Here is a 13,692-nt window from a genome sequence, read left to right on the forward strand (position 1 = left end):
AAAATTACCGGCAACCTATCCGGTCTTTTCGCACACTTAGACAGTAGAAAGCAATTCTGTATTCGCGCCAATAGACAGTTACTTAATTGATTTCCGGCAGTTGACAATCGGCGTCGAAGCAATTCAAGATGGTCACGCTCCCAATTCCCCGGGGAGCGTTTCCCCGACGAAAGGCTTCGCGTGTTCAACAATCTGCGGAAACGGTGGCGGGCCGGTGTGGTGGCGATCGCCGCCCTCGGACTGGGGCTCGGCGCCGTGGTCTACACGCAGGGCGCCTCGGCCGCGACATGGCCGTCCGCCACCGGCTCGGTCGCGCTCAGCGCCAGCAAGTCGGTGTCCGGCACCCTGGACGGCGGCCTGAAGCGCTACTACGGCAGCGGCGCGCTCGGCACCGACGACCAGGACGAAGGCCAGGACCCGCTGTTCATCCTGGCGGACGGCGCCACCCTGAAGAACGTCATCATCGGCTCCCCGGCCGCGGACGGCGTGCACTGCCTCGGCTCCTGCACCATCTCCAACGTGTGGTGGGAGAACGTGGGCGAGGACGCCGCCACGTTCAAGGGCGGCTCCAGCGCCAAATACACCGTCACCGGCGGCGGCGCGAAGGGCGCCGACGACAAGGTGTTCCAGCACAATGGCGGCGGCACCCTGACGATCAGCGGATTCGCGGTCAGCGATTTCGGCAAGCTCTACCGTTCCTGCGGCAACTGCAAAACCCAGTACAAGCGGGCCGTCGTCGTGAAGAACGTCGCCGTCACCTACCCGGGTTCCAGCCTCGTCGGCATCAACTCGAACTACGGCGACACGGCCACCTTCTCCGGCATCACCATCACCGGTGACAGCAGCAAGAAGATCTCCATCTGCGTCACCTACAAGGGCAACAACACCGGCGCCGAACCCACCAAGCTCGCCACCTACAAGGGCAGCACCGGCGGCGACGGCACCTACTGCAAGTTCACCACCTCGAACATCACCTACAAGTAGGAAACGGCTCCCGCGGCCGCCACGCCGAAGCGCTCCCCCAGCGCTTTCCCCCGGCATGAGCAGCGCGGAGCCAACGGTGAAACGGCCGGACCCGGTGCCAGACGGGTCCGGCCTTTCCCATTTCCTTTTTGTACGGACGTGCCGAGTCCCGTGGCATCAACGCGATTCACTGCAACGCAGGCCCGTGCCGCGCCCGCCGGGCGTGAGCGGCCGCTCACCCTCAACACCCCCACCCCCACCCCCAGCCCAGGCAGCCCTCACCACCTCCACCCCCAGCCCAGGCACCCCTCACCACCTCCACCCCCAGCCCAGGCACCCCTCACCACCTCCACCCTCAGCCCGGGCACCACCCCACCCCCAGCCCAGGCACCCCTCCCACCCACCGCGACCCGGCCCCTGAGGCAGGCCAGGCACCCATCGCGCACCTCACTGCCGTAACGCCGCTCACGCACCCGCCCCACTGCGGCTGGCACCACCCCACCCGACGCGACCTTGGACGATCAACCACCCCCAGCGGTGAAAAAGGCCCCAAGATCGCGGGTGGCGCGGGTGACGCGGGTGGCGCCACCACCACCCGACGCGATCGTGGACGATCAGCCACCCCAGCGGTCGAAACGCGCCCAAGATCGCGGGAGATGGCGCGGAAGACGGATATGGCGCGGCAGGCGCCATCCCCACCAGGCGCAATCTTGGACGATCAGCCACCCTTGGCGGTGGGGAAACGTCCAAGATCTGCGGGCGCGGAAGCGTGGCCCGGCAGGCGCGGAACGGTAACGGCAGACGCCACGCCCCGCCAGGCACGACCCTGGACGATCAACCACCCACAGCGGTGAGAAGACGTCCAAGGTCGCGGGAGGCGCGGGAGGTTGGCGGCTGACACCGGGCACGCCAGGCGCGATCCTGGACGATCAGCCACCCTCGGCGGTGGGGAAACGTCCAAGATCTGCGGGGCGCGGAAGCGTGGCCCGGCAGGCGCGGAACGGTAACGGCAGACGGCACGCCCCGCCAGGCACGACCCTGGACGATCAACCACCCACAGCGGTGAGAAGACGTCCAAGGTCGCGGGAGGCGCGGGAGGTTAGCGGCTGACACCGGGCACGCCAGGCGCGATCCTGGACGATCAGCCACCCTCGGCGGTGGGGAAACGTCCAAAATCGCGGGGCGCGGAAGCGTGGCCCGGCAGGCGCGGAACGGTAACGGCAGACGCCACGCCCCGCCAGGCACGACCCTGGACGATCAACCACCCACAGCGGTGGGAAAACGTCCAAAATCGCGGAAGGCGCGGAAGGCGCGGAAGGCGCGGAAGGCGCGGAAGGCGCGGAAGGCGCGGAAGGCGCGGAAGGCGCGGAAGGCGCGGAAGGCGCGGAAGGCGCGGAAGGCGCGGAAGGCGCGGGAGAAGCCGGAGAAGCGGGAGGTTAGCGGCTGACACCGGGCACGCCAGGCGCGATCCTGGACGATCAGCCACCCTCGGCGGTGGGGAAACGTCCAAGATCGCGAGGTGTGGGAGGGGCGCGCAGGAGAAGCGGGAGGCGCGGGAGGACGGAGGCGCGGGAGGACGGAGGGGCGGGAGGACGGAAGGGCCGGAGGGGCGGGAGGACGGAGGGGCGGGAGGACGGAGGGGCGGGAGGACGGAGGGGCGGGAGGACGGAAGGGCCGGAGGGGCGGGAGGACGGAGGGGCGGGAGAGGGCTGGGCCTGGCCGCTTCTGACGCTGCCGGTGGTTCTCTCCAGGGGCGTACCGTCGGGGTTGGTTGACCGGATCGTTCCGGGGTGGGGCGAGATGGTGTCTGCCGCGCGGCGGGCCGGCGGCGTTGGATCGGGGTATGACCAACGCGCTCGTCGTGATCGACGTTCAGGAATCGTTTCGTGCCCGGCCGCTGTGGGCGACGGTGAGCAACCCCGATGTGGTGAAGAAGGCCGGGCAGCTGGTGGACGTCGCCCGGGCGGCCGGTGACCGGGTGATCTGGGTGATCCACGCCGAACCGGGAACGGGTGGCGTCTTCGATCCGGAGAGCGGCTTCGTGCGGGTCGTCGACGACCTCACGCCCGCCGACGGCGAGCCGGTGCTCACCAAGACCGTGCACAACGCGTTCACCACGACCAACCTGCAACACCTGCTCACCGTGGCCGGGGTCCGCTCGGTCACGGTCTGCGGGCTGCGCACCGAACAGTGCGTGGAGACCACCGCGCGGGTCGCCTCCGATCTCGGGTACGAGGTGACGTTCGCGATCGACGCCACCGCCACCTTCCCGATCCCGCACCGGGACGCCCCCGTCGAGCAGACCGTCGAGGAGTTGCTGGCCGACCCGCGTACGCTGTCCGCCGAGGACGTGGTGACCCGCACCGAGTATGCGCTGGCCGGCCGTTTCGCCACCGTCCGGACCGTCGCGGAGATCATCGGGGAGTGACCGGATCGTGAGCACGGTGCTGTTCGTCCTGACTCCGCAGGTGCACCTGCTCGACCTAGCCGGCCCGGCGCAGGTGTTCTCCACCGCGCCGGGCTACCGGCTCCGCTACGTGGCCGAGGAGACTCCCGTACCGACCTGGCAGGGTGTGCCGCTCGGCGCCGACCTCACCTGGCCCGGCCTGACCGCCGATGATCTCCTGCTGGTGCCCGGCTGGCGTGACGGTCACGGGTATTTCGCCGCCCCGACACTGTCCCGGATCGCCGAGCACCACGCCCGCGGCGGCACGGTGGCCAGCGTCTGCGCCGGCGCCGACGCGCTCGGCCGGGCCGGCCTGCTCGACGGTCGCCGCTGCACCACCCACCATGATCTCCAGGACGGGCTGGCCCGCCGCTATCCGGAGGCCACCGTGGTGCGCGACGTCCTGTACGTCTGCGACGACCGGGTGGTCACCTCGGCCGGCATCGCCAGCGGCATCGACCTGGCCCTGCACCTGGTCGCCCAGCGCCACGGCCCGGCGGTCGCGGCCCGGGTCGCCCGCGAGATGGTGGTGTACGGCCGCCGCAACGGCGACGAACGCCAGCACAGCGCGATGCTGCGCCACCGGGCCCACCTGAGCGACGTGGTGCACCGGGTCCAGGACCGTATCGACGCCGACTTCGCCGCGCCGCTGCCCCTGGCCGACCTGGCCGCCGCCGTGGGCGTCAGCGAACGCACCCTGACCCGCCTGTTCACCTCGGCGACCGGCCGTACCCCGCTCCGCTACCAGCAGTTGCTCCGCGTGGAGCGGGCCGGGTACCTGATCGGCCACGGCGCGACGGCCGAGTCCGCGGCCCGGGCCGTCGGTTTCGCCGACGCCCGCATGCTGCGCCGCCTGCGCTCCCGCTCCTAGGACTCCCCGCTCCCGCTCCTAGGACTCCCCGCTCCCGCTCCTAGGACTCCCCACCCCCGCTCCTAGGACTCCCCGCCCCCGCTCCTAGGACTCCCCGCTCCTAGGACTCCCCGCTCCTAGGACTCCCCGCTCCTAGGACTCCCCGCTCCTAGGACTCCCGCCCCCGCTCCTAGGACTCCCCGCCCCGGCGCCGCTCGCGGGCGGCGGACCGCGCACGGGCCCGGCTGACCAGGCGTTCCACCTCGTCGGCGGTGGCCGGACCGGGGTCGACGACGCTGACCCAGCCCTGCACGGCGTAGGCCGGATGCGGGATGAGTGTGTCCGCCTCCGCGAAGTCGATCTTCTCGCTGTGTGCGGTGAACTCCTCCGGGCCGTAACCGAACAGGCTACGGAACTCGTCCCGCCCGACCTCGATGTTGAGCCGGTGACGGCCGTCCCCGGAGAGCCGGGACTTCTCGTCGAAGTCGGGCACGTCGGCGTGGACGATCGTGGCGAACGGCCGCATCCGGTCCTCGCCGGCGAAGAAGAACCGGTCGCCCCAGGTGAAGGGCGGCATCTCGGAGCCGGGTTCGATCCGGGTCTCGGTCACGCCGGGCATCCCGCTGATCCGGGCGGCGACGGCCGCGCCGGGCCCGTGACCGATGTGCAGGATCGCGTCGCTCGCCTCGACGATCCCGGCGGTCAGCGGGAAATGGCCGAGCACGTCGGTCTGCCGTTCCCGCAGGTCCTCGCCGGCCGGCGGGGGGAGCAGCGCGGTCTCGGCGCCGAGCCGTTCCTCGTAGGTGCCGGCCTCCGGTCGCCTGAGCCCGGCCGGGGCGCTGGCGCCGAGGCTGCCGGCGACGAACACGTACCGGTCGCCGAGCAGCGCGGACACGATCGAGCCGGCGCCGGCCCACTCGGCGGCGTGGTCGACGCCCTCCCAGTGGGTCTCCCAGCGGCTGGGGCCACGCTGGAGGTGGGTGTTGTGGGCGGCGACCAGGACCGGGCCGCGGTCGCGTTCGGCGGCGAGGATGTCGAGAAGGTTCTGCGCCATGATCGCGTCACGCGCCCCGAGCAGGCGGCCGATCCGCTCCGACTGGGTGCCGGGCAGGGCCATCGCCGCGTGGTAGGTGAGCAGGCCGACGGCCGTGGTGGCGAGCACCTTCGCCCGGTGCCAGGCGGCCGGGGAGGTGTCCGCGACGAGGCGGGGCGCGTGGGCGTACAGAAGGGTCTTGAAGTCCTCGGCGATGCCGCGAAGCGCGGCGGCCTCCGGTGACCCGCCGGGTGATCGCGCCGCGTCGTACATGATCTCCGGTGCGGTCCAGCGGGCGTCGTCGCCGATCAGGCGATCCAGGTCGGGCGCCGGGACGGCGAGGTATTCGCGCAGCTCACGAAGGTATTTTCCGGGGCTGGGGGCGGCCTCGATCTCGGTCGGGGCGTCGAAACCGTGGAAGGCGACGCGCTCGTGCGGCGGCAGTTTCCCGTTGTGGGCGCGCAACCAGTCGATCAGTTCGCGGGTCGCCGGGTGCTCGCCCCAGCCGTGGCTGATGCCGGTGCCCAGGTCGAGGTCGTCGCGGCGGCCCCGCACGTAGTCGTCGACCGCGAGCCCGGCGGCCCGGTCCGATTCGATCGCGATGGACCGGAATCCGTGCCCGGCGAGCGTCTCGAGGATCCGGTTGCGCAGGCGCGGGAAGGCCGGTTCGGCGTGGTAGGGCTCGCCGAACGCGAGCAGCTGCGGCCGGCGCCCGGAGATCAGGGACTGGAGCTCGGTGTCGAAAGCCATGACCTCAACCGTATCGTTGAACCAGCAGTTGAAACTTTCCTTCGATCTACCTGGAGAGAGTGCGCTGAAGTCTCAAAACGGGGTTCATCGGCCGGTGGATCTGGCGCGGCCGCACGGGCTGTCCGCGCAGGCGATCCGCAACTACGAACGGGCCGGGGTGATCCCGCCGGCCGGCCGTACGGCGAGCGGGTACCGCATCTACACCGGCGATCATGTGGGTGCGCTGGCCGCCTATCTGGGACTGATTCCCGGATACGGCCACTCCACGGCCGGCGAGATCATGCGGGCGGTGCTGCGGGACGACGTCGACGCCGCTCTGGCCCTGATCGACGCCGCGCACGTGCAGTCGCGCCGTGATCGGGACACCGTGGCCGCTGTCGCCGCGGCCCTGGTCGAGGCCCCGGCCGGGCCACCCTCGGATCGGCCGCTCTCCGTCGGCGCGCTCGCCCACCGGCTCGACCTCACCCCGGCCACGCTGCGCAAATGGGAGCGGGCCGGGATCCTCACCCCGGAGCGGGCGAAGGGTGCCCGGGTCTACTCCCCCGACGACGTCCGCGACGCCGAACTGGCGCACCTGCTGCGCCGCGGTGGGTACCTGCTGGACCACATCGCGGCGGTGATCGAGCAGGTCCGCGCGGCGGGCGGACCGGGGCCGCTGGCCGCGTCGATCGAACAGTGGCGGGAGCGGCTCACCGTCCGCGGCCGGGCCATGCTGACCGGCTCGGCGCGGCTGGCGGAGTTCCTGGAGCGGACGAACACCGCCCCGCCCGTGGGGGTCACGGGCGGGGCGGCGCGTCTCGGCGATCAGGACCGGAAGTCGCGGTAACTGCCGGTGTAGTAGTCACCCACCTGCTGGCGGTACTCCGGCGTCTCGAAGGTCTCCTTGTCGTACTCCGGAGATTCCTTGATCTGCTCCTTCGTGCGGTCCACGTAGACCTTCCGCTCCGTGTGATCGAAGTTCCGAACCATGCCGGCCGGAAGGAGAACCTTCCGTCCGAAAATCCACGGTCCGGTGTCGACCACCAGGAAGGCGTCACCGACGTCGTAGCTGGCCTTGTCGATCGAACCGATGTGACCATCGGTCGCTTCGACTCGGTAACCGACCAGATCCACGCCGGTCCGCCCGGTCTCGTCGGCGCTCTCCACGGTCACCGGGTCGTTGCCCAGTGCCGACGGTTCCCGCCAGGCCCACGGGGTGAACGGCGTTGGTTGCATCACGGCCTCCTCAAATCGATGAATTTGCCGTTACCCATCTGCTACCCACCGCCCGGCGGGCTAATCACCGCACGATGTCGCTTCCGTTCAGCGCGGCCAGTTCGGCACGATCCGGCAGGCCCTCGCAGTCGCCCGGGACGGTGACCGCGAAGGCGCCCGCGGCGATCGCGGTGCGCAGCCGCCGGGCGGGGTCCTCCCCGGCCAGCCGGTCGGCCAGATAGCCGGCCACGAACGCGTCCCCGGCCCCGACCGGGTCGATCGCCGTCACCCGCAGCGCCGGGACGTCGAACCGCTCCCCGGCGATCGAGGCCGTGCATCCGCGTGCCCCGTCCTTGACGATCACCTCGGAGGGCCCGAGCTTCGCCAGACCGTCCACCGGGTCGGCGGAGTCCACCACGAGGGCCGCCTCGTCCGGGCCGGCGAACACCACGTCGGCCCGGCTCACCAGGTCGCGCAGCACCGGGGCGGCGTCGGACTCCGACCACAGCTTGCCGCGGTAGTTGACGTCCACCGAAACCGTGACGCCGGCCGCGCGGGCCTCCTCGACGGCGTGGAAGACGGCCGCCCGGGCGGTGTCGCTCAGCGCCGGGGTGATGCCGGTGACGTGCAGGATCCCGGCCGCCGCCACCTCGTCGCGCGGGATGTCGGCCGGGGCCAGGCGGGAGCCCGCGCTGCCGGCCCGGTGGTAGTCGGCCTGGATGAACTCGCCGGACCTGCGGTAGCGGATCATCAGGCCGGTGTGCGCCTCGCCGGGGACGGCCAGCACGCGTACCCCCGATGCCCGGAGTCTGGCGGCGACGAGAGCGCCGGTCGCGTCCGGGCCGAGACGGCCCAGCCAGGTCGCGGAACCGCCGAGGCGGGCCACGCCGATGGCGACGTTGCTCTCCGCGCCGGCGACACCGAGGGTGAAGCCGCGGGCGTGCTCCAGCGGGCCGATCCCGTCGGCCACGAAGATGCCCATCGACTCGCCGAGGGTGAGGAGCCCGCCGGTCATGAGCGGGCGAAGGCGACGGCGTCGACCGCGTGACGGGCGCGGGCGGCCAGGGCGGTGAGGCTGCCACCGGTGGCGGCGTCGCCGATCAGCGGGCCCCCGAGGCCGACCGCGACGGCGCCGGCCGTGAGCCACTTGGCGATGTCGTCGAGCCCGATCCCGCCGGTCGGCATGATCCGCACGCCGGGCAGCGGGCCGCGCACGTCCTTGAGGTAGCCGGGGCCGAGGCCGCCGGCCGGGAACAGCTTGATCAGCGGGGCGCCCGCCTGGAACGCGGCGTGGATCTCGGTGGGGCTGAACGTGCCCGGGTAGAACGGGACGGACTGCGGGCCGAGGCCGCTGACCGGCGCGACCAGGAAGGTCGCGCCGGCGTCGACCGCGGCCTTCGCGTCGTCGTCGGTGAGAACGGTGCCCGCGCCGACCAGGACGGTCTCCGGCAGTTGCCGGCGCAGGCCGGAGATCGCCTCGAGGGCGCCCTGCGAGGTGAGGGTGACCTCCAGGGCGGTGATGCCGGCGGCGACCAGCACATCGGCGACGGCGGCGAACCCGTCTGCGGTCGGGGCCCGGAGAACGGCGACGAGACCGCTGTCGACGATGGCGGCGGAGACAGGATCGAGGGGAGCGCGTTGATCGGTCACCTTTCGATCCTGCCCGATGCAAACGTTTGCAGCCAGACCCTCTGATCGTCGGCTCAGCCGCCCAGCAGGCGGCCGATCGTGTCGAAGACGTCGGCGTAGAAGGTGCCGCCGATGCTGCGGAAGAGCTGGAAGTCCTTGCCCGGGCTGCCGAAGAAGGGACGCAGCGTCCAGGCGAGCTGGGTGCCGACGAAGCCGAACAGCAGGATCCAGATGTAGAGCAGGGTCATGCTGGTCGAGCCGTCGGCGGCGGCCGGGGGACGCGAGCCGAAATCGGGGATCTGCACCTGCGTCCTCACCGGCGCCGGGGCGGTGAGCACGGCGCCGTTCTTGTCGGAGGTGTCCACGGCCGGCTCGGCGGCCACGGCGGTCACCGGCGTCTGCGCGGCCCGCTTGGCGGCCAGCGCCTTCGCCTCCTGGTGCTCGTTGAGGGCCCGCATGCCGGCGGTCAGGAAGCGCAGCCCGACCATCGCGGTCAGCATCAGGATCCCGACGTTGAGCAGCTTGAAGAACGCGTAGCTCTGCGCCGTGATCAGGAAGAACAGGCTGATCGGCGCGAACGCCAGGGTGAGCACGGCGGTCACCGTGATGGTCACCATGATCAGGGTGAGCGCCTGGAGCACCGACAGCTTCGCCCCGAAGACCAGATTGAACAGATACAGCGTCGGCAGGCAGATGGCCAGGGTGGCGAGGAACAGCAGCGGAAGCTTCACGAAGGACGCGGCGGCCTGCACGACGCCGTTGGAGAAGCCGAGGACCGCGCCGTACAGCGCCAGGCTCAGCGCCGAGCTGACCAGCATCTGCCCGGTGAGCTGCTTGAGCTCGCGCTCCTCGTTGATCTGGTTCCAGATGCCGTCCCGGTCGCGGAGCAGGCGTTCTATCACCAGCAAACTGTTGGCCATCTCGATCTCCCGATCTGGTGGGGGGAAAGTTCGCGGAGGTTACCCTGTCGCCGTGACTGACCCAACCCTCAGGGCCTCCGACGCGGAACGGTACCGTGTCGTCGCAATGCTCGAAAAGCACGCAGCCGCAGGTCGTTTGACGCTTGATGAATTCACCGAACGCGTCGACCGCGTTCTCGCCTGCCGCACCCACGGCGATCTGGCCGCGGTCACGGCCGATCTACCGGCGTCGGCGTCCCCTCGGGAAGAGGACAACCGTCATCTGCTGTGGGCGTTCCTGGCCGCGGCCCTCGTGCTGGTCGTCTTCAGCGTCGTTCTCGGTCTGGCTCGCTGAGCGACCGCACCCGCCCGTTCAGCGACGACAACGGCTTCGGCGGAGTGTCCGCGATGCCCAGCTCATCGCGGACCGCCGCCTCGAACTGCTGCATGACCAGCGGAACCTGGGCCAGCAGCTCACGGAAGTGGGTGTGCGGGTGCACCCCGACCACCCCGGCCGGATTCATCTCCCCGTGCAGGCGTTCCAGCTGGAGATGCACGGCGAGGGCCGCGCTGCGCACCGGTCCGGAGGCGAGCAGCCGCACCGGCATCAGGGCCGGGCCGATCTGATCCACGTACATCAGCGCGGACGGCGTCTTCTCACCCGCCTCGTACGCGGCCCGCAGCTTGTGGGTGGCCCGGTCGAAGGCGGCCAGCAACCGGCAGTAGGCGTCCTTGCGTTCCTCATACCACTGCCGGTCCCGGCGTTCCCGGGTCAGCAGCACCTTGTTACGGGCGGCGACGAGGTGCGCCACCGCGGCACCGGCGAGCGCGAACACGACAGCCACCAGGGGCAGTCCCCACCACGGGATCTGAGACACCCGTTTACCGTATCGAGCCCCGCGCCGGGCGGTCTGTCAACCACTCCTCGCGGGGACCGGGCCGACGGTCACCGCAGCCGGTAGAAGCGCCAGAAATCGTTCTCGATGTCGAGCACCTCGGGCGTGGTGAATCCGGCCTCGCGTGCCCAGCCGAGCAGGGTCGGCGTACGCAGGATCGTCCCGTTGGCGAGCACCGGGTCCTCGGCCCGGGTGGCGGGCAGGCAGTGCAGGACGCTGAACGCGTACTGCAGCCGCTCCACCTCACCGGCCGGCGCGGTGAACTCGTCGGAGACCCGCTCGTCGGCGATGAACACGCTGCCACCGGGGGCGAGCAGCTCGCGGGCGTTGCGCAGCACCCCGACCGGGTCGCCCATGTCGTGCAGCGCCTCGAACACGGTGATCAGGTCGTACGTGCCCGCGGCGGCGACCGCGTCCCCGGTGGTGAAATCGACCCGGTCGGCGACCTCGGCCCCGGCCGCGACCCGCCGGGCCTCGTTGATCGAGTGTTCGTCCAGGTCGACGCCGTGGACCGTGATCGCGGGGTAGGCGCGGGCCATGGCCACCGACGAGTGCCCCATGCCGCAGCCCAGGTCGAGCACCCGGGCGCCGGGCCGGTCGCGCAGGCGGCGGTCGATGCCGGGCACGGCGGGCAGCCATTCGCCGCCGAGCAGATGGGTGAACAGCGGGCGGTTGAAGCCGGCGATGCCGTGGCGCACGTGGCCGTACTCGGTGTAGGGCACTCCGGCGCCGCTCCGGAAGGCCTCGACGACCCGCGGGGTGAGCAGGGCGATGCCGAGGGCGAACTCGCCGGCGGCGCCCGCGTACGCCGGCCCGTCCTCGTCGAGGAACACCTCGGCCACACCGGGGGCGAGCGCGAACCCGTCGTCACCGGGGTTCAGGAACCCGGCCGCGGCCTGCTGTTCCAGCCATTCGCGGGCGTACCGTTCGTCGATGCCGGCGGCCTCGGCGAGGCCGGCCGGGGTGCGCGGGCCGTCCCGCAGCGCGGTGTAGAGGCCGAGCTGGCGACCGAGTTCGACGGTGCAGAGTTCGAGGGCCCCGGTGAGGGCGCCGAGCAGGCGTTCGCCCAGGGCCGCGGTCGGTGATGTCATGCCGTCCAGCCTGCCGCTTGACCTCAACCTTCGTTGAGCTTGCAGGCTGGGTTCATGCGAGCTGCCGTCTTCGACCGTTTCGGTCCGCCCGAGGTCCTCCACGTCGCCGAGCTGCCGGATCCGGTGCCCGGGCCCGGCGAGGTGCTGGTCCGGGTGCGGGCCGCCGGTGTCCAACCGTTCGACGTCGCGGTACGCCGTGGCGTGATGCCCTGGGTGCGGGCCGAGTTCCCGCAGCAGATCGGCCAGGAGTACGCCGGTGTCGTCGAGCGCACCGGCCCCGGGGTGGAGAACGTCCGCGCCGGCGACCCGGTCCTCGGCTCGACCATGCTGAACGCCGTCGCCGAGCTGCTCACCGTCCCGGCCGCGAGCCTGGTCGCCAAACCGGACAGCCTGCCCTTCCCGGAGGCCGCCGGCCTGGTCGCCGCGGCGCAGACGGCGAGCGGCGCCCTGCTGGAACTCGACCTGACCGCCGGGGACGTGCTGCTGGTGCACGCCGGCGCGGGCAGTGTCGGGTCGATCGCCACCCAGCTGGCGGTCCGGGCCGGGGCCACCGTGATCGGCACGGCGAGTCCCGGCAACCACGACCGGCTGCGGGCCATGGGCGCGACGCCCGTGCCGTACGGGATCGATCTGCTCGAAGCCGTGCTGGCCACCGGTCTGAAGCCGACCGTGGCCCTGGACGCCGGAGGCGGCGAGGCGATCGCGCAGTCGATCGCGCTGGGTGTGGCGCCGGAGCGGGTCGGCACGATCGTCGACGACCGCGCGGCCGCCGAGCACGGCGCCCGGGTGGTGCGCGCGGGCCGTTCCCCGGAGCGGCTGGCCGGGGTGGTGGCGCTGGCCGCCGCGGGCGAACTCGACCTGCCGGTGCTGCCGTTCGCGTTCGGGGAGAAGGGGGTGGTGGCGGCGCACGCGGCCGTGGAATCACGGCACGCCCGCGGCAAGGTGGTCGTCACGTTCGGGAGCTGATCCACACGCCGAGCCCGTCGAGGAACCGGGCCAGCCCGAACTCGAAGAGGATGTCCAGGTCGAACTCGAAGTCGGCGTCGACCGCGAACAACTGCCGGTAGTGCGGTGCGGGATGCTGCGCGGCGAACCGCTCGAACGCGGCGCCCTGCTGTTCCATCCACTCGTCGTCGGTCATGCCGGTGTCCCGCATCGCCTGCGCCTCCGGTTCGAGCGCGCTCGCCACCCCGCGCACGAAGCTGAACAGCAGCACCTGCACCAGGAGCCGGTCGGTGACGGCCAGCCCGGTCGGCGCCATGGTTCCCATGATCCACTCGCCGAGGCGGAGCGCGTTGGGCGCCGGCTGCGGCCGGGTCAGCGACATGGACAGGGCCAGCCACGGGTGCCGCTGGAAGATCTGCCACACGGCGCGGGAACAGGACGCCAGGTCGGCCCGCCAGTCGCCGGTGTGCCGGGCCGGCACCCGCAGCTCGCCCAGCGCCCCGTCGATCATGGCGACGATCAGCTCGTCGCGGCCCGGCACGTGCCGGTAGAGGGACATGGTCGCCACATCCAGCTCGGCGGCGATCCGGCGCATGGACAGCTCGGCCATCCCGTCGCGGTCGGCGAGAGCGATGGCCGCGGCCACGATCCGGTCCCGGCTCAGGTCGGTGTCGCGCGGCGGGACCGGCCCGGCCACCACCGTGCCGACGCCGGCCCGGGCCACGGTCAGGCCCTCCTCACGCAGCGCGGCGTGCGCCTTGGTGGCGGTGGCGATGGCGACACCCCACTCGCGGGTGATGGCCCGGGCCGACGGCACCCGGTCTCCGGGACGTAGTACACCGGCCTCGATGCGGTCGCGGATGTCGGCGACGATCCTGCGGTAGGGCGCGTCCACGGTAGTACACCAGCCTCCCCGTACTAGTGCGGCTTTGCCGTTTCTGAACTCGGCCCTAGCGTCTAGTACATCGATGTACAGAGTACGCAGAGGAGCGGGGA

The 13,692-nt window shown here is 71.6% G+C and carries 14 protein-coding genes; 6 read left to right on the top strand and 8 right to left on the bottom strand.

Translation table 11 applies throughout. The features are described from left to right. The first annotated feature begins 180 nt into the window (after positions 1-180). The 3 genes from BJ964_RS02140 to BJ964_RS02155 all read left to right on the top strand — a co-directional run bounded on the left by BJ964_RS02140 (position 181) and on the right by BJ964_RS02155 (position 4,280). The gene (locus tag BJ964_RS02140; protein ID WP_229806694.1) at positions 181-984 is read left to right on the top strand and encodes a pectate lyase; all 804 of its coding nucleotides are present in this window, start codon (positions 181-183) and stop codon (positions 982-984) included. Between the two features lie 1,822 nt (positions 985-2,806). Further along, positions 2,807-3,391, top strand: coding sequence for an isochorismatase family protein (locus tag BJ964_RS02150; protein WP_188119085.1), 585 nt, complete (start codon positions 2,807-2,809; stop codon positions 3,389-3,391). 7 nt (positions 3,392-3,398) lie between these two features. Beyond that, positions 3,399-4,280, top strand: coding sequence for a GlxA family transcriptional regulator (locus tag BJ964_RS02155; RefSeq protein WP_188119086.1), 882 nt, complete (start codon positions 3,399-3,401; stop codon positions 4,278-4,280). A gap of 169 nt (positions 4,281-4,449) precedes the next feature. Here BJ964_RS02155 and BJ964_RS02160 read toward each other — a convergent pair whose 3' ends face one another. Further along, positions 4,450-6,042: a DUF6194 family protein gene (locus BJ964_RS02160; RefSeq protein ID WP_188119087.1), complete on the bottom strand. Its 1,593-nt coding sequence runs from the start codon at positions 6,040-6,042 to the stop codon at positions 4,450-4,452. Positions 6,043-6,106: 64 nt separating this feature from the next. Here BJ964_RS02160 and BJ964_RS02165 point away from each other — a divergent pair, with 64 nt between their 5' ends. Further along, a complete protein-coding gene (locus tag BJ964_RS02165; RefSeq protein ID WP_229806717.1) occupies positions 6,107-6,868 on the top strand; it encodes a TioE family transcriptional regulator in 762 nt (253 codons plus the stop codon). Here BJ964_RS02165 and BJ964_RS02170 read toward each other — a convergent pair. The 4 genes from BJ964_RS02170 to BJ964_RS02185 form a co-directional block, all read right to left on the bottom strand. Next, the gene (locus BJ964_RS02170; protein ID WP_188119089.1) at positions 6,847-7,257 is read right to left on the bottom strand and encodes a PRC-barrel domain-containing protein; all 411 of its coding nucleotides are present in this window, start codon (positions 7,255-7,257) and stop codon (positions 6,847-6,849) included. The two genes, BJ964_RS02165 and BJ964_RS02170, sit on opposite strands and share 22 nt — an antisense overlap. A gap of 64 nt (positions 7,258-7,321) precedes the next feature. After that, complete coding sequence (locus BJ964_RS02175; protein WP_188119090.1) at positions 7,322-8,251, bottom strand: sugar kinase; 930 nt, start codon at positions 8,249-8,251, stop codon at positions 7,322-7,324. Further along, positions 8,248-8,886 carry a bifunctional 4-hydroxy-2-oxoglutarate aldolase/2-dehydro-3-deoxy-phosphogluconate aldolase gene (locus tag BJ964_RS02180; RefSeq protein ID WP_188119091.1) on the bottom strand — a complete coding sequence of 213 codons (639 nt, stop codon included), beginning with the start codon at positions 8,884-8,886 and terminating at the stop codon, positions 8,248-8,250. Before BJ964_RS02180 ends, BJ964_RS02175 begins: the two co-directional genes overlap by 4 nt. A gap of 53 nt (positions 8,887-8,939) precedes the next feature. Continuing rightward, positions 8,940-9,785, bottom strand: coding sequence for a hypothetical protein (locus tag BJ964_RS02185; RefSeq protein WP_188119092.1), 846 nt, complete (start codon positions 9,783-9,785; stop codon positions 8,940-8,942). A 52-nt stretch (positions 9,786-9,837) separates the two neighbouring features. On the opposite strand from BJ964_RS02185, the gene BJ964_RS02190 reads away from it, so the two are divergent. Beyond that, complete coding sequence (locus BJ964_RS02190; protein WP_229806693.1) at positions 9,838-10,119, top strand: DUF1707 SHOCT-like domain-containing protein; 282 nt, start codon at positions 9,838-9,840, stop codon at positions 10,117-10,119. Here BJ964_RS02190 and BJ964_RS02195 read toward each other — a convergent pair. After that, positions 10,091-10,642, bottom strand: a complete 552-nt coding sequence (locus BJ964_RS02195; RefSeq protein ID WP_188119094.1) for a hypothetical protein — start codon at positions 10,640-10,642, stop codon at positions 10,091-10,093. The genes BJ964_RS02190 and BJ964_RS02195 overlap by 29 nt on opposite strands. A 68-nt stretch (positions 10,643-10,710) precedes the next feature. Then, the gene (locus BJ964_RS02200) at positions 10,711-11,751 is read right to left on the bottom strand and encodes a class I SAM-dependent methyltransferase (protein ID WP_188119095.1); all 1,041 of its coding nucleotides are present in this window, start codon (positions 11,749-11,751) and stop codon (positions 10,711-10,713) included. A gap of 54 nt (positions 11,752-11,805) precedes the next feature. Between BJ964_RS02200 and BJ964_RS02205 the strand changes: the two genes are divergently transcribed. Next, complete coding sequence (locus BJ964_RS02205) at positions 11,806-12,717, top strand: NADP-dependent oxidoreductase (RefSeq protein WP_188119096.1); 912 nt, start codon at positions 11,806-11,808, stop codon at positions 12,715-12,717. Here BJ964_RS02205 and BJ964_RS02210 read toward each other — a convergent pair. After that, a complete protein-coding gene (locus BJ964_RS02210; protein WP_188119097.1) occupies positions 12,701-13,591 on the bottom strand; it encodes a TetR/AcrR family transcriptional regulator C-terminal domain-containing protein in 891 nt (296 codons plus the stop codon). The genes BJ964_RS02205 and BJ964_RS02210 overlap by 17 nt on opposite strands. Between the last annotated feature and the right edge of the window lie 101 nt (positions 13,592-13,692).

The sequence above is a fragment of the Actinoplanes lobatus genome, assembly GCF_014205215.1.
GTDB lineage: Bacteria > Actinomycetota > Actinomycetes > Mycobacteriales > Micromonosporaceae > Actinoplanes > Actinoplanes lobatus.

Excerpts from the sequence above, each read along its gene's own strand:
- BJ964_RS02205 (WP_188119096.1), top strand. The coding sequence starts at position 11,806 with ATGCGAGCTGCCGTCTTCGACCGTTTCGGTCCGCCCGAGGTCCTCCAC.
- BJ964_RS02185 (WP_188119092.1), bottom strand. The coding sequence starts at position 9,785 with ATGGCCAACAGTTTGCTGGTGATAGAACGCCTGCTCCGCGACCGGGAC.
- BJ964_RS02200 (WP_188119095.1), bottom strand. The coding sequence starts at position 11,751 with ATGACATCACCGACCGCGGCCCTGGGCGAACGCCTGCTCGGCGCCCTC.
- BJ964_RS02175 (WP_188119090.1), bottom strand. The coding sequence starts at position 8,251 with ATGACCGGCGGGCTCCTCACCCTCGGCGAGTCGATGGGCATCTTCGTG.
- BJ964_RS02150 (WP_188119085.1), top strand. The coding sequence starts at position 2,807 with ATGACCAACGCGCTCGTCGTGATCGACGTTCAGGAATCGTTTCGTGCC.
- BJ964_RS02160 (WP_188119087.1), bottom strand. The coding sequence starts at position 6,042 with ATGGCTTTCGACACCGAGCTCCAGTCCCTGATCTCCGGGCGCCGGCCG.
- BJ964_RS02170 (WP_188119089.1), bottom strand. The coding sequence starts at position 7,257 with ATGCAACCAACGCCGTTCACCCCGTGGGCCTGGCGGGAACCGTCGGCA.